This window comes from Xenorhabdus eapokensis (assembly GCF_001908105.1).
In genome coordinates, this window is record NZ_MKGQ01000016.1 from 1 (window position 1) to 20,323 (window position 20,323).

The 20,323-nt window shown below is 42.6% G+C and carries 25 protein-coding genes; 16 read left to right on the plus strand and 9 right to left on the minus strand.

Annotated features, from left to right (window positions below):
• The first annotated feature begins 125 nt into the window (after positions 1-125).
• The 12 genes from Xedl_RS11715 (at position 126) to Xedl_RS11770 (ending at position 4,938) form a co-directional block, all read left to right on the plus strand.
• The gene (locus Xedl_RS11715; protein ID WP_074023875.1) at positions 126-536 is read left to right on the plus strand and encodes a hypothetical protein; all 411 of its coding nucleotides are present in this window, start codon (positions 126-128) and stop codon (positions 534-536) included.
• A 74-nt stretch (positions 537-610) separates the two neighbouring features.
• Positions 611-949, plus strand: a complete 339-nt coding sequence (locus Xedl_RS11720; RefSeq protein ID WP_074023876.1) for a hypothetical protein — start codon at positions 611-613, stop codon at positions 947-949.
• Positions 946-1,227 (plus strand): ANR family transcriptional regulator, encoded by a 282-nt coding sequence (locus Xedl_RS11725; protein WP_074023877.1) that lies wholly within the window; start codon positions 946-948, stop codon positions 1,225-1,227. Before Xedl_RS11720 ends, Xedl_RS11725 begins: the two co-directional genes overlap by 4 nt.
• Positions 1,214-1,402, plus strand: coding sequence for a PerC family transcriptional regulator (locus Xedl_RS11730; protein WP_074023878.1), 189 nt, complete (start codon positions 1,214-1,216; stop codon positions 1,400-1,402). The genes Xedl_RS11725 and Xedl_RS11730 overlap by 14 nt, the downstream gene beginning before the upstream one ends.
• The gene (locus Xedl_RS11735) at positions 1,402-2,262 is read left to right on the plus strand and encodes an ORF6N domain-containing protein (RefSeq protein WP_074023879.1); all 861 of its coding nucleotides are present in this window, start codon (positions 1,402-1,404) and stop codon (positions 2,260-2,262) included. The genes Xedl_RS11730 and Xedl_RS11735 overlap by 1 nt, the downstream gene beginning before the upstream one ends.
• Positions 2,259-2,855 (plus strand): hypothetical protein, encoded by a 597-nt coding sequence (locus Xedl_RS11740; protein WP_083600316.1) that lies wholly within the window; start codon positions 2,259-2,261, stop codon positions 2,853-2,855. Before Xedl_RS11735 ends, Xedl_RS11740 begins: the two co-directional genes overlap by 4 nt.
• A 12-nt stretch (positions 2,856-2,867) precedes the next feature.
• Positions 2,868-3,212, plus strand: coding sequence for a hypothetical protein (locus Xedl_RS11745; RefSeq protein ID WP_074023881.1), 345 nt, complete (start codon positions 2,868-2,870; stop codon positions 3,210-3,212).
• Positions 3,209-3,427 carry a hypothetical protein gene (locus Xedl_RS11750; RefSeq protein ID WP_074023883.1) on the plus strand — a complete coding sequence of 73 codons (219 nt, stop codon included), beginning with the start codon at positions 3,209-3,211 and terminating at the stop codon, positions 3,425-3,427. Before Xedl_RS11745 ends, Xedl_RS11750 begins: the two co-directional genes overlap by 4 nt.
• On the plus strand, positions 3,427-4,014 hold the full coding sequence (locus Xedl_RS11755) for a KilA-N domain-containing protein (protein ID WP_074023891.1): 588 nt from the start codon (positions 3,427-3,429) through the stop codon (positions 4,012-4,014). The genes Xedl_RS11750 and Xedl_RS11755 overlap by 1 nt, the downstream gene beginning before the upstream one ends.
• A complete protein-coding gene (locus tag Xedl_RS11760) occupies positions 4,011-4,340 on the plus strand; it encodes a hypothetical protein (protein WP_074023892.1) in 330 nt (109 codons plus the stop codon). Before Xedl_RS11755 ends, Xedl_RS11760 begins: the two co-directional genes overlap by 4 nt.
• A 1-nt stretch (position 4,341) precedes the next feature.
• Positions 4,342-4,716, plus strand: coding sequence for a phage protein NinX family protein (locus Xedl_RS11765; protein ID WP_074023893.1), 375 nt, complete (start codon positions 4,342-4,344; stop codon positions 4,714-4,716).
• Positions 4,717-4,746: 30 nt separating this feature from the next.
• Positions 4,747-4,938: a helix-turn-helix domain-containing protein gene (locus tag Xedl_RS11770; protein WP_074023895.1), complete on the plus strand. Its 192-nt coding sequence runs from the start codon at positions 4,747-4,749 to the stop codon at positions 4,936-4,938.
• Here the strand turns inward: Xedl_RS11770 and Xedl_RS11775 are convergent.
• From Xedl_RS11775 to yoaA, 5 genes are all read right to left on the minus strand, one after another.
• The gene (locus tag Xedl_RS11775; protein WP_074023897.1) at positions 4,895-6,151 is read right to left on the minus strand and encodes a tyrosine-type recombinase/integrase; all 1,257 of its coding nucleotides are present in this window, start codon (positions 6,149-6,151) and stop codon (positions 4,895-4,897) included. The genes Xedl_RS11770 and Xedl_RS11775 overlap by 44 nt on opposite strands.
• A 318-nt stretch (positions 6,152-6,469) precedes the next feature.
• Positions 6,470-8,161 carry a long-chain-fatty-acid--CoA ligase FadD gene (gene fadD / locus Xedl_RS11780; RefSeq protein ID WP_074023898.1) on the minus strand — a complete coding sequence of 564 codons (1,692 nt, stop codon included), beginning with the start codon at positions 8,159-8,161 and terminating at the stop codon, positions 6,470-6,472.
• Positions 8,162-8,636: 475 nt separating this feature from the next.
• Positions 8,637-9,221 carry a Slp family lipoprotein gene (locus tag Xedl_RS11785; RefSeq protein ID WP_074023899.1) on the minus strand — a complete coding sequence of 195 codons (585 nt, stop codon included), beginning with the start codon at positions 9,219-9,221 and terminating at the stop codon, positions 8,637-8,639.
• Positions 9,222-9,352: 131 nt separating this feature from the next.
• Entirely contained in the window at positions 9,353-10,048 is a 696-nt protein-coding gene (gene tsaB / locus Xedl_RS11790; RefSeq protein ID WP_074023900.1) for a tRNA (adenosine(37)-N6)-threonylcarbamoyltransferase complex dimerization subunit type 1 TsaB, read from the minus strand.
• Positions 10,049-10,125: 77 nt separating this feature from the next.
• Positions 10,126-12,045 (minus strand): DNA repair helicase YoaA, encoded by a 1,920-nt coding sequence (yoaA, locus tag Xedl_RS11795; RefSeq protein WP_074023901.1) that lies wholly within the window; start codon positions 12,043-12,045, stop codon positions 10,126-10,128.
• 102 nt (positions 12,046-12,147) lie between these two features.
• On the opposite strand from yoaA, the gene Xedl_RS11800 reads away from it, so the two are divergent.
• Positions 12,148-12,492, plus strand: a complete 345-nt coding sequence (locus Xedl_RS11800; RefSeq protein WP_074023903.1) for a RidA family protein — start codon at positions 12,148-12,150, stop codon at positions 12,490-12,492.
• A 107-nt stretch (positions 12,493-12,599) separates the two neighbouring features.
• Here the strand turns inward: Xedl_RS11800 and mdtI are convergent, their stop codons facing one another.
• Together mdtI and mdtJ are read right to left on the minus strand one after the other, a co-directional pair.
• Entirely contained in the window at positions 12,600-12,932 is a 333-nt protein-coding gene (gene mdtI, locus Xedl_RS11805; RefSeq protein WP_074023905.1) for a multidrug/spermidine efflux SMR transporter subunit MdtI, read from the minus strand.
• A 1-nt stretch (position 12,933) separates the two neighbouring features.
• Complete coding sequence (mdtJ, locus tag Xedl_RS11810) at positions 12,934-13,359, minus strand: multidrug/spermidine efflux SMR transporter subunit MdtJ (protein ID WP_074023906.1); 426 nt, start codon at positions 13,357-13,359, stop codon at positions 12,934-12,936.
• A 1,118-nt stretch (positions 13,360-14,477) separates the two neighbouring features.
• Between mdtJ and Xedl_RS11815 the strand changes: the two genes are divergently transcribed.
• Positions 14,478-14,729 (plus strand): hypothetical protein, encoded by a 252-nt coding sequence (locus tag Xedl_RS11815; protein WP_074023908.1) that lies wholly within the window; start codon positions 14,478-14,480, stop codon positions 14,727-14,729.
• Positions 14,730-14,806: 77 nt separating this feature from the next.
• On the opposite strand, the gene zwf is transcribed toward Xedl_RS11815, so the two are convergent.
• Complete coding sequence (zwf, locus tag Xedl_RS11820; protein WP_074023911.1) at positions 14,807-16,282, minus strand: glucose-6-phosphate dehydrogenase; 1,476 nt, start codon at positions 16,280-16,282, stop codon at positions 14,807-14,809.
• Between the two features lie 342 nt (positions 16,283-16,624).
• Here zwf and Xedl_RS11825 point away from each other — a divergent pair, with 342 nt between their 5' ends.
• Complete coding sequence (locus Xedl_RS11825; protein WP_074023914.1) at positions 16,625-17,473, plus strand: MurR/RpiR family transcriptional regulator; 849 nt, start codon at positions 16,625-16,627, stop codon at positions 17,471-17,473.
• 231 nt (positions 17,474-17,704) lie between these two features.
• Positions 17,705-19,147: a pyruvate kinase gene (gene pyk, locus Xedl_RS11830; protein ID WP_074023916.1), complete on the plus strand. Its 1,443-nt coding sequence runs from the start codon at positions 17,705-17,707 to the stop codon at positions 19,145-19,147.
• Positions 19,148-19,291: 144 nt separating this feature from the next.
• Here pyk and lpxM read toward each other — a convergent pair whose 3' ends face one another.
• Positions 19,292-20,260, minus strand: coding sequence for a lauroyl-Kdo(2)-lipid IV(A) myristoyltransferase (gene lpxM / locus Xedl_RS11835; RefSeq protein WP_074023918.1), 969 nt, complete (start codon positions 20,258-20,260; stop codon positions 19,292-19,294).
• Positions 20,261-20,323 lie beyond the last annotated feature (63 nt).

A 20,323-nucleotide genomic window follows, 5' to 3' on the forward strand; every position in this document is an offset into this window, starting at 1 on the left:
TGGTTCAGACAGTGTGATATTCGATTTCATAAGAACAGGCAATAAGTCATCTGATTACCGATTATAACACCAATGCAGATAGTTTATCTGATCAACTTAATTATAAATTATAAGGAAAATAACCAATGACAACCCTAAAACCTATCGAAATCGCAACCGATTTGGAAATTCTGATTGAACCACGTGAAGTTTACGTCGTTCGTGGTGCTAACAAAGCCTATCTGACTGAGAGCGGCGCATTGAATAAGCTGGCTTACGTTCGGGCGCAAAGGCAGTTCGATGAGGAAGATAGGTCAAGCAACTTCCCTGCCATAAAAGTTAAACGGGAAGATGGCACGCACGCATTACGCTTTGGTGATATGCGCCCTGAATTCATAGAGCGTCACACTCAGGTGCTGGAGGAACTGAAAGCCGATGTCAGACGAGAAAGAGAAAGAATCGCTCTACAGAAAAAGTATTCAAAAGCAATGAATGAAATTAATTCATTACATGAAAAGATATCTGAGTTAGAAATACAAATAGCCGAATTAGAATAATAAAAACAACAAAACAATTTTAATTACAGCGCCATTGCTGGGGGATCGCTTACTCCAAAAACGGAGAATATAGAATGACAGGATTAACTTTGCTTGAAAGAAAGCGAAAAGCATTAGTAAACGCGAAATTGGATTCATTAAAAAGTAAGTACGGCGTTCATACCGATATAGTCACAGTAAAAAACACTAAATATCGATTGGATTTAGACGAAGAAATATTAACAAATGCTTTGATTCATCACTTTGAAAGAAGTGTGAGATTAAGTCTGAAAGGGCAATTTGTTGCTGAAGGTGCCCTAATAAAGATATACGAAAACTTTTATACCAAATTCGGAAATTTAACCGAAGAAGGTGAAGCATTTATGACTGAGATTTTAGAAAACGTTGCACAAAAAACGGAGCCAATAACATGACAAATAAATCCTATTTACACTTTGCTGATACAGCTATCCAGATGGAAAAAGAAGAAAAGTACGATCTGGCGGCCGAATATTGGGGGAAGGCCAAAAATGTAGCCACCAATTTAAAGAATCAACTCTGGACTGAATATCGCCAAGAGCATAACGAAAAAAGACATTCATTACATCATAGCCATAGTACAGCATTAAGAAACCAAAAAGAAAATGGGCGAATGTACGCTGCATTAAAAAGGCACATGAAAAAACAGGCGGTGAATAATGACAACATATGAAAAGGTAATACAAAAAGCCAAAGAATTAGAAAGCCAGAATTTATTTCGTCGTGCTGCTGATAAATGGAGTGAGGCACTTTCATTATCCCGCGACAAAAAACAAGAACAAGAGTGTGCCAAGAATAATTTGCGTTGCGTTCGGAAAGCACAAGTCAAAATACAAGAGGGGTTGTAATGACCAAGAAAAATGAATTAGTTCCAGTATCCGCCAAAGAATTACAGATCGTTGAGTATCGCGGTCAGCGTGTTGTGACTACTGAGCAGTTAGCTGCGGGGTATGGAGCTACCAATCAGCAAATCACAAACAACTTCAATAGAAATAAATCGCGTTTTGTTGAAAGCAAGCACTATTACCGTATCGAAGGTGAAGAAGTTGAAATTTTGCGCAACTCATTTAGAGGTGTGCAAATATCAAATAAGGCACGTTCCTTTTATCTCTGGACAGAACGCGGCGCGGCGAACCACTCCAAGATGCTAGAAACCGACCAAGCTTGGAATTACTTCGATGACCTGACCGAGTTCTACTTCACTCGCCGTGACAGCATCACAACGGAAGCTGAGTTACTCAGTAATCCCGCGAAGCTACGTTCAATGCTGTCTGTGTATGCCGAGAACGTCGAGCGCCTTGAGGGTGAAAATAAAACCCTGAGTGCCACGGTTGGCAGTCTGGAAAAGCACTTTACCAAAGGCATGACTATTCCCGCTTTCTGTAAGGGTTTGAATGGTGTGAATACCACCAAAATCATGTGGTGGGCAATGGAGCGCAACTGGCTCTACAACGAACAAAAAGATCCGGAGAAAAAGCCGCGCTGGCGTGTCGCTTCATACGCCCGTGATCGCTATCTCACCGAAGACGAAAACGAAATAAAGCCGCATGGACAAGATCCCTTTATTACCCGTACCGCCGTGTTGTTGGAAAAAGGCTGCCATCGCCTCTATGCCCTGTACATGAAAGGCGAGCTTCCCATGAAGAAGTCATGGAACGGCGAATACCAACACGATAAAGCAGTTTATACACCAGAGGTTAAGTCATGAGCAAACACATTGAAACAGGATTTGATTACAGCAAGTATGGCGTGATTGTCATCACTGAGGCGGCGAATACTGAAATCGTAGGTTATGTAGAGGCGCTGAAATCATTAGACGCGGGTCAGTATGACCGCGATTTATCGCTGGGCTTTGAATTGATATCGGCTATTTCTCATGGCTGGAAAGCGGGCTTTTATGAACCAACCCATGAGCAAATGCTGATGTTGTGGCGGTGGATTGCATCAGCTTCATTCGTGCAAGAGCAAATAGACAGAAACGGCACACGTGAGATTGATAACGGTCAGGGCGGCACTGATACCGCCGCTATTTATCTTAATGGTGCATCTGCAATCACGGTGTACCCACTGGCAGAGCGCCTGATGCTGGCAACCCATATTGAGGGGTTCGCCTTTGAGCAGTTCGGCAGCGAAGAAGGGGCAGATATGGCGCTAAGAATGTACATGGATTTCGTCAATAAGCAGCCAGAGAGAGGTAACCGGTTATCTGAGAAAGGGCGTGAGGGGCTTTCTATCCTGCACGATGAATTAATCGAAGCGGTCGAGTCTGGTGAGTTTGACTCTATGCCGATCTTTCATTGAGAGGAAGCTCACATGATAACGAAAAACTTTCGACTCAACGCACTGGCGAACACCTACGCAGCCGCTATCTATCGCGATGTAACGACCCGTAACGGTGGCGATCACTTCACGATGCAAGTTGGAAAAACAGAAATCAATGTCGCTATTGTCGATGGAATAAAAGGCATTCGTGAACTGGTGGATAGTTACGCACTGGAAGCACTCCAACAGAACTATCCGGCATGGGAAGTGATAGCTATTAACCTGATGGAAAAATGCGTAGCCAATGGCTACCTGACAGGCTACGGGCGTGAAGTATGGCAAAGCATGATCAATGACATGGGCGATTCGCTGGCAGCCAAGGGGATGTTTCAATGACTGAGGAGCACCGCCAGATGGTGGACATTAACGACGAGCTGGTCAGAACGGTAGTCTACATCGACGACGGCAGGGATCACACCAAGCGGCATATCCACCGCATGAGACGCAATCAACATATTCACGAGGGCATCTGCCCTCCTCTGCCACCCGCACCCAAAGTGGCAGAAATAAAGATAACTCCGAAGAAAGGCAAGAGGGGGAAGAGAAAATAATGAAAAGCAAATTATTACCCGTGGTTGTCGGTGTTGAGATTCCTCTTGATGAATTCGGGCGTTACAACCTGAACACATTACATAAGGCCAGTGGTGAAAGTGAAGAAAAAGCACCAAATAGATGGCTGAGAAGTAAGCATGCAAAAGAATTAATCGCAGAACTGGAAGCTAAGTTACTGAAAAATATCCAGACGCCAAATTTGGCGTCTGCTCAGAAAGCGGTCTATGTAAACAATGGCGGTTCATCACCCGGCACTTACGCACATGAATTGATAGCCGTTTCTTATGCTGGATGGATCCGCCCTGACTTTCAACTTGATGTGAATCAGGCATTTATCGATTTCAAATCGGGAAATTCAGGCATTGGGATTAACGCCCTACCGTCTCTCGATCACATGATTGGAAGATTTGATGAATTACGCCACCAGCTAGCACGGGATGAAAAGAACGAAGCTGAGTTACTTTCTGTGTGCAGCCAAATCATGAACGCACGAAAAAAGACCAAAGGGAAGCGCCAGAAAATGATTAGCGCACTGGAAGAAGCAGGCCAGATGGCTATCGACCTTAACAGTGGAGAAGAACAATGATCAGTATCGATAACGCACAGAATGAAATTGGTTTATCCGGTCATATTGACGACGGGCGCGAGTGGGTTGATTGGTTATTAAAGAAGGCAGAGGAAAGCAAGAAAGCCCAAGTAATCCCTTGGGTGAGCGTTCAGGACAGGATGCCTGTAGATGATGATAAGTGGGTTCCTTTGTGTCTTGTTTATGTTTCTTTTGGTTCCATTTCCCGTGCAGGTTACGACTACTGGAATACCGACACGCAACAATGGTCAGAACACGAAAACGACGAAGTCACCCACTGGTGCTACATGGATGACGTTCCTGCGCCAGTAACACAGGAGAATTGATGTGAAAATCAAAACAAGTGCACTAACAGGACGGGCGTTGGATTGGGCTGTGGCTAAAGCCGATGCTAGGGGCGTTAAAATTAACGAGCTGGGTTATGTTTTTGTCAATGATAACCGCTCTATCGGTGTTTATTCCCCCTCAGCCGACTGGGCGAAGTGTGGGCAGTTGATTGAGAAGCACTATATTGAATTGAATTTTAATTCAGTAAACGAAGAGTGGTCGGCATACATATTTAGTTTCGAAGAGCTTGAAAGTGTAATTGAAGATGGTGAGTCTCCTACTATCGCCATCTGCCGCGCTGTGGTCGCTGCAAAATTGGGCGATGAGGTTGAGATACCGGATGAGCTGGTGGAGGGGGTAAATGACAATGGCTAGAAATGACCAATATCAGAAAGGAGGTGAGTGATGGCGGAATCAGATTATATAACCACTAGCGAACTAGCCAAAAAGTTACGAGTAAAGCCCAATACCATTCGGACATGGTGTGGGAATGGGAAACAAAAAAAAGATGGCTTCCCAAAACCCAGATTCAAAGGCAGAGAATTACATTTCTCTAAGCAGGATGTTGAAGATTGGGAACGCGGGAAACAATTTTAGTCAACTTATTCCACCAGCGCTCATAGGCTTCTCTCTGCTCATTTAGGTAGGTGTGCTTATCGTACACCTGCCATACGCCCGGTAGTTTATGACCAATCATGATTTCAGCTACATGAGGCGGGGTTAATTCAGAAATCTCAGTGCGCATGGTTCGGCGTAAGTCATGAATTGACCATGAGGTATAGGAGTCATCAAAATATTTAGACATCTTTTCACTTAGTCGATCAATTATCACACAATGTGACGATTTCGAAAATGGCCTACCTCCAGATATAGCAAACAAATACTGACTTCCACCATTAATTTTTTTTGCTTGCTCAATTAATTCTTTCGCTGCTGGAATGATCGGTCTAATAATAGGCTTTTTGGTTTTCCTTCCTGTTTTATGATTAGCAGGAGGCACAATCCAGACATTTTTCTCATAGTCAAAATCAACCACTTTAGCCTTTAATAACTCACCAATACGGCACCCGAACAAAAGAGACAACTTTACCATTAAAGCATTACGTAAATTGTAATTAGAAGATTCAATAATATGAAAAAGAATTGCCAATTCATCTTCGTTTAAAGTTCTCCCTCCTATATCATTATCATCCTCATCAGAACCCAAATTTGCGCCCTGACTTCCCAAATCACTTGACATGACATTAGCTATCGGAGTGTTGTTAGTTATTCCACGTCGAACAGCCCACTTATGTGCTTTCTTGGAGTATGACAATATCCGAGCGCCTGTTGTGGGGGAATGCTTAGACACCTCTTCTATCAAGGACAGCCAAACATGAAGCGTCGCCTCATCATGTGGCATTCCACCAATTTTTGGAAAAACATAAATCTCAAAACCACGCAATATTTGCCCGGCAGCAACCTTCGAACCTTGCATTGTCGCTTGCCACCAGTCCCGTATTAGTTCCTCCACAGTCACAGCATTCAAAGCAGCTTCCTTTCTAACACGTTTAACTATTTTGGGATTACGGTGTTGTTCTAACTCTCCACGGTAGAAAGTTACAGCGTCACGGGCATCTTTTAAACCCGTTGCTGGATAGGTTCCTATGTCTATTCGATCCCCCTTTCCATCCCATCGATATCTAAACTGGAATATAATTTTCCCTTTAGGGGTAACACGAACAGATAGACTATCCCTATCTGATTTGGTGGTGATTTTTTCTTGGGGTTTACCATTGGTAGAGCGAAGCCACGAATCAGTGATTGCCATATTATTTTCCTCAAAAAATAACACAGCTTTTAATGTAGTTTATGTACACCAAAATGTACATATTTATGATGTAACCAGATAGATACTTGTGAATACAAACGAATCATTAAATCAGTATTTGGTTTTATTTCTATTTGAAATCAAAATATTAAATAATATTCGATGAATATTTACATATACACATGATTACGCATGAACAATTGTTAGTATTCAACTGATAATTCAAAACATCATTCTCTTAGCCATTCATAAGACGTGCACAACAACGCCGGTAAAAACCGGCGTTGTTGGTGTGCAATGGGGTAGCAATTACCATACTCAATTTGTAGCAGGATTACCTGCTTTTGCCAACTCTTCATTGCGGAGTTCTTTGCGAAGAATTTTGCCTACATTGGATTTTGGCAACTCATCGCGAAATTCAATCAGCTTCGGCACTTTATACCCGGTCAGGTAACGACGGCAATGCGTTTTAAGTTCATCCTCAGTCAAACTGGGATCTTTGCGTACCACAAATACTTTGACAATTTCACCTGAATTTTCACTCGGAACGCCCACTACTGCGGACTCTAACACTTTAGGATGGGATGAAACGATATCTTCTATTTCATTTGGATAGACATTAAATCCGGAAACCAGAATCATGTCTTTTTTCCGATCCACAATGCGTAAAAAACCTTTTTCATCTATGCTGGCAATATCCCCAGTTGCCAACCAGCCATCTTTCAAAACCTCATCCGTCGCATCAAGACGATTCCAGTAACCTTTCATTACCTGTGGTCCACGCACCCACATTTCACCGACTTCGCCCGGTGAAACTTCATTACCATCATTCCCTACCAGCTTGATTTCTGTTGAAGCAATGGGGAAACCAATGCTACCACTGTAATAGTTCAAGTTATGTGGGTTAGCTGAAACCAAAGGAGAACATTCCGTTAAGCCATAACCTTCCAGTAGATGACGACCTGTCAGATTTTGCCACTTTTCAGCTACCACTCGTTGTACGGCCATACCGCCACCAACAGATAAACGTAATGAAGAGAAATTCAGCTTCTGGAATTCCGGATTATTCAGCCAGGCATTGAATAGCGTGTTCACACCCGATAATGCAGTAAAACGATAACGCGATAGCTCCTTGACTGTGCCGTTTACATCGCGAGGGTTGGTAATCAACAAATTTTGCCCTCCCAATTCAATAAAGAACAGGCAATTTATCGTCAAGGCAAAGACATGGTACAACGGCAATGCAGTGACCACTAACTCTTGCCCAGGCTTCAATAGCGGAGAATAACAAGCTCTGGCCTGTTCAAGGTTTGCTAACATATTACGATGAGTCAGCATTGCACCTTTCGCAACCCCTGTGGTGCCCCCCGTATATTGCAGAAAAGCCAAATCCTCACTTTTCACATCCGGTTTGACATACTGCATACGGTAGCCTTTATGGATCACACTACGAAACGAAATGGCATCCGGTAAGTGATATTTAGGTACGAGCCGCTTCACGTATTTAACGACGAAATCAACAAGAGTCCCTTTCGGACGTGAAAGTTGGTCACCCATGCGTGTCAAAATAACGTTTTTGACTTGCGTATTAAAGACGATCTTTTCTAGGGTATGTGCAAAGTTAGAAACGATAACAATAGCAGATGAGCCACTGTCATTAAGCTGGTGTTCCAATTCACGCGGGGTATAGAGCGGATTCACATTTACAACAACCATACCTGCACGCAGAATACCAAATAGTGCCACGGGGTATTGCAGTAAATTAGGCATCATCAATGCCACACGATCCCCTTGTTTCAGCCCCAGGCCATTCTGTAAATAGGCAGCAAAGGCACGACTACGCTCTTCCAATTTACGGAAAGTCATTACCTCGCCCATATTGATGAATGCGACCTGATCGGCATAACGCACTACAGCATTTTCAAACATTTCAATCAGCGACGAATAACGGTCGGGATCGATTTCTGCCGGAACATCTGCCGGATAATGTTTTAGCCAAACTTTTTCCAAGTTGAATACTCCTGAAATCTAATTGCGATGTAACCACTGACCATAAAAAACCTGACTTGTGCATTTAACAAATTATTAACTCAGCGTACCAGTTTGCAAAGCAACAATGTTCAGGTTGGCGATACACATCACTAATTTAATCCTATCAATTACTGCAAAAAAATAAGGCAGCTTTTGCCGCCTACATATTTTTTTATTATTTATCAATTAATTAGTTAAATTATCAGCGCTTTTATTTATAATTCGCTAATTATACACTGGTTTACTAATTTTGGAGCTCAATGGTTTATCATTATCTTAAATGGTTATAAGAAAATCATTTAAATTGAAGAATGGTTATTATAAGTTCATATCATAAAACGGCGAGAAGTTGTCTCTTTTACAAACGAGATAATCCTAGATATCCTCAATGGTGGTTTGTTTCTGTTAGGGAGCATGCCTGTCACTGGACACCCCCTCTTAATTGGCAAAAAGTTTATTCAGTTAAAATTGTTTCAACTGATCCAGGTTGAAATGTCGAATAACCGCGCCAAAATGGATCATAAGGGTTGCCATAATAGCTCCACGGCTCCATTCCTACAGCAGGAGGAAAAATCATTCTCTGGGATTCATACCAACGTTTCACTCCCGTAGCATTTATCACAACATAATTATACGGACTATTGCCTACCTTCCCTTTTTCAAGACCAGTAATCAAACCGACAACAGTTACATAATGATCTTTAAAATCACTGGGTTCTAAGAAAGTATTCACGTCAGCATAAACCCGTCCCAAAGAGGGGGCATCCAAACGTGGGGCAGCATTGCTTGCTAGTGGCATGGCGGATATTTCTAATCGAGTCTGGTTTTTTTCATTCAAGACACTCAGTACTTTGCCACCAAATCTACCTTCATGACCAACATATAACTCAGGCATGTTCTTGACAGAAAGCAGATTTTCCACCGGTGTTTTAGTAGTTCCTTTAATAACATCAGGAACTGACACACAGCCCATAAGTATCAAGGTTCCCAATAGTGCCATCGCTTGCAGTATGCTTCGATAGTGTGTTCCATTGAGCATAACGCCTCCAACGCAGAAAAATCTTATCAGGCTAACCATCAATTTGGTTAGCCACACTCTAGCCCTTTATACTCATGGACACCGCTTTCTGCCACAAGTTGCATGAATTTTATTGACCAGACAGAAGCGCCTTAACGACCCGGCAATTTTTTCCATGTCACTTCATTACGTAAATACACGGGTTCAGCATATTCAACCGCTGTTGCTTCACCAGCTTCCCACATCTGGATTGCCAGTGGCAGCATATCTTCTGCATGGGGTAAAATAATGTCACTTGCTGTCAGCGTTAACTGGCTGTCCAATAATTGAGGATAAGCTTTCCATCCTGTTCCAGCAATTGCCCATTCGCCTGACAAGGAACTCATCATCTCTTGCACTTGCTCAGGTTTCAAAACCGTTTCCGTTTCATCGCCCTGCCATTCACCTTGTGAATTACGAGTGTATCGACCCCAATAGACTTCTCCCATCCGTGCATCAATAGCAACCAAAACGTTTGTTGCTCCTTTTAAGCGAAAAACCCCTTGTGCCATTGTTTTCAGGGAGGAAACGCCAATCATCGGTAATTCAGCACCCAATGCCAGCCCTTGAGCGATGCCAACACCAATCCGTACACCGGTAAAACTGCCCGGCCCACGGCCAAACGCTAACGCATCTAATTGTTGCAGACTCACTCCCCCCTTTGATAAAACTGCCTGAACCATCGGTAAAATACGTTGAGTATGCTCTCGTGGGGAAATTTCAAACTGTGCCTCAATAGCACCTTCATTCCAAAGCGCAACCGAACAGGCTTCAGTTGCGGTATCAATAGCTAAAATTCGCGTGGACATGCCTTAACTCCGGCAAGATATAGAATCTAAAACAAGGAGCTATACTACCATAGCCCCACCATCATCACCCCGACATTTTATGACTCAGGCCGCGGTGGGCGCGATTTCAGAAACGCAATCGCTTTTGATAAATCACGGGTACGGGAAGCGGGGGGCAGGCTATTTAGAAAAACCTCACCGTATGGACGCAACACTAATCGATTATCACAGATGACCACAACACCATAATCGTCAATATCACGGATCAGGCGCCCAACCCCCTGCTTTAAATCAATCACAGCATCGGGAAGCTGGACTTCGTGAAAAGCATCCCCACCTTTAAGCTGGCAATCTTCGATACGGGCTTTAAGCAAGGGATCATCCGGCGCAGTAAATGGTAATTTATCAATAATAACACAGGATAATGCATCACCTCGGACATCCACCCCTTCCCAAAAACTGCCAGTCGCCACCAGCAATGCATTACCCGCAGAGATAAATTGTGCCAGCAGTTGTGTCTTACTTGTTTCTCCCTGCACCAATACCGGCAATGTCATATTGGCACGAAACTCTTCTGCCAAACTGCGCATCATTTGGTGAGAAGTACAGAGGAAAAAACAACGCCCTTTATTGCTTTCAATCAAAGGCTTCAGCATACGAGCCAGCCATTTGGCACCACCATTTTGGTTAGGCGATGGTAAATGACGCGGAACACATAATAACATTTGATGTTGATAATCAAATGGACTCGGCAGGAGTAATGTTTGGGCTTGTTTCAGCCCTAAACGTTCAGTGAAATGATTTAACTGTTCATTGACCGACAATGTTGCTGACGTAAAAATCCAACTACCCGATTGTTCACGGATCATCTCACTGAATTTGTCAGCGACAGATAACGGTGTCAGTGCCAGCAAAAAATGCCGTCCATAACTTTCAAACCAATAGCTGTAATTGGGTATGCTGACATCAATCAGACGTTTAAGGCGATTGCGGTAAACCGTTGCCCGTTCAAAAGCCGCATCCAATATGGCTGAACGCCCCAAAGAGAGCTTCATCACGTCATAACAAAGCTCAAGGGCATCATCTAACCGTACTAATGAACGCTGAACTTGCTGCTGTTGCAAAGCTTCACGAAGATTACCTCGATAGCTGTTTTCACCTAATGACAAACGAAAATCTTGTGCACTTTGGCTGAGACGATCGGCACTTTTTTGCAGTTGTGCCTGATCCCGCACTTCAGTGCGGTAAGCCATGATGATATCCCGCGATAAATCCATCAATTGACGGCTACTTAACTGCTGACCAAAGTATTGGCTGGCTATATCAGGGATCTGATGAGCCTCATCGAAAATCACCACATCGGCCTGCGGGATTAATTCACCAAATCCGGTATCCTTAACGACCATATCGGCCATAAATAGGTGATGGTTAACAATCACCACATCGGCTTCCAGCGCTTTTCGACGGGCTTTCAGCACGAAACATTCCTGATAGCGTGGGCAATCACTGCCAAGACAATTGTCATTAGTGCTCGTGATCAATGGCCAAACAGCGCTATCTTCCGCCACTTGATGGCAAGTGCTGATATCCCCCTCTTTAGTATGGTCTGACCAATGCTTTAATTTGATGACTTCCGCCAGGATTTCAGCTTCCATCTGGGAATTGCCGATTGACTGCTGCTCAAGGCGTTCAAGGCATAAATAATTTGAGCGCCCTTTTAATAGCGCCAGATTGCCTGTAAAACCTAACGCATCAACGATAGTGGGTAGATCTCGATTGTAGAGCTGATCTTGCAATGCTTTAGAACCCGTAGAAATAATCACCTTTTTACCGGAACGCAAAGCAGGCACCAGATAAGCAAATGTTTTACCCGTTCCCGTTCCTGCTTCTACGACCAATTGTTGCTGTTTTTTAATCGCAACTGTAATAGCCGAGGACATTTCCCGCTGGGCATCGCGTGGCTTGAAACCCTGTATGGCTTTGGCTAGTATGCCATTTTTCGCAAAATCGTCTGACACAAACAGTCTCTTTCAATAAAAAATGTGGCAGAATTATGCCAATACTAAGTTGTAATAACTACTCAATTCAGCAAAAAACTGGATAAATTAACAGGAGATTTAATGACTATTAAACGCATTGATCCAGATACTCGTTGGTCAGAAGCAGTCGTTCACAATGGCACTATCTATTATACCAGCGTGCCAGAACAACTGGATGGTGATATTACAGCGCAAACCGCCGATACTCTGGCAGCCATTGATACCCTGTTACACCGTCTTGGTTCAGATAAAAGCAAGATTTTGGATGCTACGATTTTTCTGGCGGACAAAGCCGATTTTGCAGGCATGAACGCTGCCTGGGATGCATGGGTTGTTGCCGGAAGTGCTCCAGTCCGCTGTACTGTGCAAGCCGCATTGATGGATCCTAACTATAAAGTAGAAATCAAAATTATCGCCGCTTTATAATCTGCGCTTATCAAACAAACATGGCATTGAATTGAGCAATAACTCATTCAATGCCATGTTTAAAAATGCATTTACAAAATGAAATTTAAGGAATGGAGAGTAAAAAATTAAGCCATCTTAATAATAATCATGCCAATTAATAGCAGCAAAATACCACTCCATCCCTTAAAATTCAGTCGTTGATTAAACATTATCCAGCCAGCCGCCACTGTAGCAATAATGCCGAATGCCCCCCATAAGGCATAAGCAACGGAAAGCTCTATCCCCTTCACTGCCTGTGCCAACGCACTAAATGCGCCCAAAACAGCAACCAGGGATAAGATACCCATCCAAAGGCGCTGAAAGCCATTGGATAGTTTTAATAAAATATTTGCCACAATTTCCAAGACAACAGCCAGAACCAGAAACGCGCCATGCCACCATTCAAATTGAGTTAGCATATCATGCCTCCCTGATTTGCTTGTTCGAAACAGGGTTTAATGCTCTTGATGAGTTATTCTTAACTGCATGGTTTTTTGTTGTGGTGTTTGAAGCCTGGCCTTGACTCTTTTTCTCTCCCATCTTGATCAAAGCAATTCCGGCTATCAACAATGCTAATCCACCAATTTTCATCAATGACAGTGATTCGTTGAACCATATCACACTAAAAGTGGTAATAACCAAGATCCCAATACCTTCCCACAGTGCATAAGCCACGCCTAATGCCACTTTTTTCACAGCAACTGCCAGTAAAATATAAGAAGTTGTGATCATGGTATACATCACGATCATGCCTGTAAAATCACCCGAAACGCTGGCTTGTTTCATTGACAGAGTACCAATCACTTCTGTCACTATCGCCAATACAAGAAACACCCAATAAATCATTTTTTCTCTCCTGAACATACTGATAAGCATGCCAAGATATCAAGCTATAAATGCCAACAAAGTCGGCCACAAATGCAATCACGCAATATCAGAATCAAACTGAATTTTTAGCGAAATATTTTGGCAAATGAAAACTGCCGGTGAAGAACCGGTTAGTAGGAGAAGACCCTAAAGGGCGCCGCACCAATAGTGCTCACTGGATAAGATAGTTGAGAGGAAAAAAACATGAGTACAACGCTGAATTTTATTACTATGTTGAATGTTGACGCTTTTGGCGCTATTCATGGTGTTTTATTCTTTCATCACACGACAACCGTATAACTATCGCATGATATACTACGAATCCTCATTTTAGTAAGTGAATGGCGTATTTCTATCATAGAACATAATAAAAAGCAACAATTTATATTTGGTTCATCAAAATATTTGATTCCGGCTCTAAACCAAATTCCATGGTACGCCCATAAACATATCCATTTGTAATATTGGAATCATTGATGGTTGGTATTAAAAAGCTGGTACACATTGAAACTTCCCATTGATTTAAGGTATGTATGGTAATTATCGTTTGCTGTTATATTTTTTAATTGAACTTTTTTACTTAGATAGGTTTAATTTTAAAATAAAATATTTTTGACAAGCCATATATTGGCAATAAAAATAACAACACCTGCCTATATTGAATTTATTTTTAAATGACTCTCAGTTTTTGAAAAATTTCATTATTTAATCTATAAGTTAAATATTTTCACATTAATTTTTATTGCATTACTTTTTGTCTTAAGCTTTGGGGTTAATATTGAAAAACATTATCACAACGCCTTGGAGTCCCCTCACCAAAATAGCCATGATGAACCCAACAGGATCCTATAAAAAATGAACAAAATTAACAATATAAACAAAAAGTTATGTTGGAACTCTGTTTTTTTTACAGAAAAATAGGGATTTTCCTTAAGGCCTTATAATAGTTTAATTATCGTTTAGCTTAATTACATTATAGTTTATTCATATTAAGAAAGTGTCAAAACATGTATAACCTTACAGTTTTGTTTTATATCAATATGTAAAATGGCACCAGATTAATATTATATTGTATAAATTTATTTCAGGAGGAACACATGAAACTCCATCAATTTATTTTCACTACCATTTTACTGATCACAGCAGGAATGTCACAAGCAGGTACAGTGCAAAAGCAAGTCACATTTGACCCCAGTTGGTGTAAATATTACTGCATGGGGGAGGCAGATAAAGAATGTGGCGCGAACATGAAATGTTTTCGTTATATATATAAATCATGTATGGATAATTCTGCTGCTGTAGGAAGATGTGCTCGTTGGAAAACACCGGTTACAGCGGCGAGTATTTAAACTGAACATCAACCGGACATTAGTCCGGTTGATGTTTTATTAATGAGTCGCTTAATGTGAGCTAAAGAACACGCAGATTATTCAAACTCATTCCATGAACGACCATCGCGGGTAATCATAGCAATAGAAGCTACTGGTCCCCACGTGCCTGCCTGATAAGGTTTCGGGGGTTCATTATCCGCCGCCCATGCCTCCATAATGGAATCTACCCATTTCCAGGCTTCTTCCACCTCATCACGACGGACAAACAATGCCTGAATGCCGCGCATCGCCTCCAATAATAACCGTTCATAGGCATCAGCAAGATGCGTCTGGTTAAATGTTTCCGAGAAACTCAGATCCAGTTTGGTCGTTTGCAAACGGTGTTTATGTTCCAGTCCCGGCGCTTTATTCAGCACTTCAATATCAATACCTTCATCTGGTTGCAAACGGATTGTCAATTTGTTTTGCGGCAATTGCTGGTAGGATTCAGCAAACAGATTCAGAGAAGGCTCTTTGAAATAGACGACAACTTCAGAGCATTTGGCTGGCAACCGCTTTCCGGTTCTCAGGTAGAAAGGCACACCAGACCAACGCCAGTCATCAATATCGACACGAATCGATACAAAAGTTTCCGTTTTACTGGCTTTGTTCGCCCCCTCTTCTTCCAGATAACCAGGCACTTTCTTACCATGCACAAAACCTGCGGTATATTGTCCGCGAACCGTTTTTTCCCTGACGTTGGTCTGATCAATCCGACGCAATGAACGTAGCACCTTCACTTTTTCATCGCGAATGCGATCTGCTGTCAGGTCAGCCGGTGGAGACATGGCAATCATCGTCAGGATTTGCAAAAGATGATTCTGGATCATGTCGCGCATTTGCCCTGCCTGATCGAAATAACCCCAACGCCCTTCGATACCCACTTCCTCAGCAACGGTAATTTGCACATGATCAATCGTGCGATGATCCCAATTATTGACGAAAAGTGAGTTGGCAAAACGCAGCGCTAACAAATTTAATACCGTTTCTTTCCCCAAATAATGGTCAATACGGTATATTTGTTTCTCATTGAAATATTTTGCAACTTCATCATTAATTGCTCTGGAAGAAGCAAGATCTGTTCCCAATGGTTTTTCCATCACAACACGGTTGGGTTCCGTATTCAGCCCCGCGGCACCTAATCCATGGCATACTGATCCAAATGTACTTGGTGGCATGGCAAAATAGTGAATAGCCGGTAAGCCATCTTTATCCAGGATTTTTGCCAATTCAGTAAAATGCCCTGTTTCATTTACGTCCAAATTACAAAATTCCAGACGCGAACTGAGTTTCTTCCACAATTCTGCGTCTAATTTTTCGGACATAAATGTAACCAGTGCTTCTTCAACAACTTTGATATAGGCTTTTTTATCCCAGTCAGCTCGACCAACGCCGATAATTCGGGTATCAGGATGGATATAACCCGCTTTTTCTAACTGATAAAGGGAAGGCATTAATTTCCGGCGTGCTAAGTCTCCTTTCGCCCCAAAAATTACCAAATTACAAGCCTGAGCTGTAGACGTCACCGCCATGTTGCATCTCCTCAATTGCGGGATATTGTAATTTTTTTACATAATCTGTGGGTAATGTACTCTTTTGGTTATATGCAGTAAACACTGATTATTCATTATTGTACCCACTTACAATATGGTCAGAATTTATACCAAACAACAACTAGCAACTGAAAATTTACAACGATTAAGAAGTAATCTTACTAAGTTGAAAGTTAGACACTTGTCATATTTTCATGAAAAACCCAATTTATCCGGTTATTACCACTGCCAGCTTTCAATAACAAGTAGTATATTTTCATGAAAATGACATAGATTTCTCCTGTTAATGAAATCGTTAAAACCGAGGTTGAACTTCGTCTTATGAATACACTGGAACGGCTCCAAAATAGTCTTGATGTTTTGAGTAAGTCAGAGAAAAAGGTTGCACAGGTCATCCTTGCTTCGCCACAGACTGCCATCCATTCAAGCATTGCCACTCTGGCTAAAATGGCGAATGTAAGTGAACCGACAGTTAATCGTTTTTGTCGTCGCCTCGACACCAAAGGATTTCCCGACTTTAAATTGCATCTGGCACAAAGCCTCGCCAATGGTACGCCTTATGTGAACCGCAATGTGGAAGAAAGTGACAGCGTCACTTCTTATACAAACAAAATTTTCGAATCGGTAATGGCAAATCTGGAAACGGTCAAAAGTAACCTGGATATTACAGCAATTAACCGAGCTGTCGATCTTCTGACACAAGCCAGAAAGCTCTCTTTTTTCGGTTTAGGAGCATCCGCCGCTGTGGCCCATGATGCCATGAACAAATTTTTTCGCTTCAATATTCCAGTGACCTATTTTGACGATATTGTGATGCAACGAATGAGCTGCATAAACAGTACCGAAGGAGATGTTGTCGTATTAATTTCCCATACAGGAAGAACAAAAAGCCTTGTAGAAATTGCTAAACTGGCCCGCGAGAACGATGCAACGGTGATCGCCATTACCTCAACCGGCTCTCCATTGGCATACGAAGCTACCCTTCCCATCCTGTTGGATGTACCCGAAGATACTGATATTTATATGCCGATGGTTTCAAGAATTGCTCAATTAACCATCATTGATGTGTTGGCCACTGGTTTCACACTACGCCGAGGCTCAAAATTCAGGGATAATTTAAAAAGGGTCAAAGAAGCTTTGCGCAATTCACGGTTTGATAAGCATGAATAAACCAGAAAATAGACTGTGTTTTTGTTCACTATTTATCAACTCTCCAGACTGATAGCATATGTAGACTGTTCCCCATCTGCATATTCGCAGTGCGGAGTTAATAATCAATAAATTAAATGGTTATCCTACGGTAATCGAAAACTCATATACCCAATGGATTTCAAGTTACCGCCCAACGGTACGGCAATTTGAAAAACAAAAGGGATACTTCATAGGTCAACGGAGTAATACATGTCCAGACGGCTCAGAAGAACAAAAATCGTCACTACACTTGGCCCAGCCACAGATCGCGACGACAATCTAGAAAAAGTTATCCAAGCGGGAGCCAATGTTGTCCGCCTTAATTTCTCTCATGGCACTGCGGAAGATCATATCCAACGTGCTAATAAAGTGCGTGAAATTGCTGCCCGTTTAGGGTGTCATATTGCCATCCTCGGTGATCTTCAAGGACCCAAAATACGCATATCCACCTTTAAAGAAGGAAAAATCTTCCTGAATGTTGGGGATAAATTCCTGCTGGATGCCAATCTGGGTAAGGGAGAAGGAGATAAAGAAAAAGTCGGTATTGACTATAAGGGCTTGCCGTCTGATGTAACGGCTGGCGATATCCTGCTATTGGATGATGGGCGCGTTCAATTGAAAGTCCTGGATGTTCAGGGGATGAAAGTCTTTACGGAAGTCACCGTAGGAGGCCCGCTTTCCAACAATAAAGGCATCAATAAATTGGGCGGTGGATTGTCAGCCGAAGCACTAACAGCAAAAGATAAGGAAGATATCATCACAGCAGCCAAAATTGGTGTTGATTATCTTGCGGTTTCTTTCCCTCGTTCAGGTGAAGATTTAAATTATGCGCGCCGTCTCGCACGAGATGCAGGCTGTGAAACCCAAATTGTCGCCAAAGTTGAGCGAGCAGAAGCTGTCAGCAGTGACGAGATTATCGATGAAATCATTCTGGCATCAGATGTTGTCATGGTCGCTCGTGGTGATCTCGGTGTTGAAATTGGTGATCCTGAACTGGTTGGTGTACAGAAGAAACTGATCCGCCGTGCTCGCCAACTGAATCGTGTCGTGATTACTGCCACGCAAATGATGGAATCCATGATCACCAATCCAATGCCGACACGGGCTGAAGTCATGGATGTTGCCAATGCGGTACTTGATGGTACTGATGCGGTTATGCTCTCTGCCGAAACAGCGGCAGGTCAATACCCTGCGCAAACCGTTGCCGCTATGGCGCAAGTCTGTCTTGGCGCGGAGAAAATGCCAAGTGTCAATGTGTCCAAACATCGCCTGGATATTACATTTGATAGTATTGAAGAAGCGATTTCAATGTCTACCATGTATGCAGCCAACCATTTGAAAGGGGTCAAAGCAATTATTGCCATGACTGAATCTGGCCGCACAGCTCGCATGATGTCCCGCATTAGTTCTGGCTTGCCTATCTTCTCAATGTCTCGCCATGAATCAACCTTAAACCGCACCGCCCTTTATCGTGGTGTGACGCCAGTTTATTGTAGCTCACATACTGATGGGATCGCTGCGGCAAATGAAGCCGTGAATCGCCTGCGCGATAAAGGCTATCTCATCTCTGGAGATTTGGTACTTGTGACCCAAGGTGATCAGATGGGAACTATTGGCAGTACCAATACCTGTCGCGTACTTGAAGTAGAATAATCTCAATTTAAATTTAGGGCTGCACTATCACAGCCCTATTCTCACCATAATAACGACTTCTCATCATCCCTCTAAAACGGGCACAATTAAAGAGCAATTATTGTTCAGGCGGATATAAGTTAATTTATGCGGTAAAATCAATGGTCACAAGTCTTCCCTTTTATAAGGCTCAATATCCCCTTCTTTCCGCGTCTTAAGCAATTTTAAGATCCAAGTGTATTGTTCAGGATTCGGCTTCACCAACTCTTCTAATTCCTCATTCATCCGGCGAGCAATATAGGCATCATCCTGTCCTGCAATATCATTCATAGGTGGACGGATATAAATATCCAACTGATGGGTTTGACAATTATAAACCGGAAATAATGGAACAATGGCCGCACGGCAAACTTTCATCAAGCGCCCAAGAGCAGGCAGTGTAGCCTTATAAGTGGCAAAAAAATCGACAAATTCGCTGTGCTCTTCACCATGATCCTGATCAGGCAAATAATATCCCCAAAAACCTTCGCGCACTGTAGAGATAAAGGGTTTAATTCCCGCATCACGGGAATGCAAGCGACCACCAAAGTGGCAGCGCGCCTTGTTCCATAAATAATCAGCCACAGGATTACTTTGATGATGAAACATCGCTGCCATTTTTTGACCACGTGCAGCCAATAACATCGCGGGGATATCAACAGACCAACCGTGTGGAACCATAAAAATCACGTTCTTACCTTGTGCCTCCAAGGCTTGAATGATGTCTTCGCCATGCCATTGGGTACGTTGAAGTGTCGATTTTGCTCCCCTGAGACAAAGTTCCGCCAGCATAACAAATGATTGGGGGGCGGTAGAAAACATGTGATCAATCAACTCTTCATGCTGTTGTTCTGTTAACTCAGGAAAGCAGTAAATTAAATTGACTTTCGCCCTGCGGCGAGCACTTTTCGCTTTCCTGCCCGCCAAAGCGCCTATCTTGGCCAGGAATGGATCACGCCATCTCACTGGGACATAAGACAATCCTGCTAATATTCCGACGCCAGCCCAAAGCCCCCAATAACGGGGATGTAGATAAGCTCGATGAAATCGAGGAACATATCCCAATTTACTATCTGTATCTTTTTCTTTATTCATGAGCTAACTCTGATGATCCCAACATTTGCTCTCAAGGCACAAGTTTACAACAAAAAATAAGAT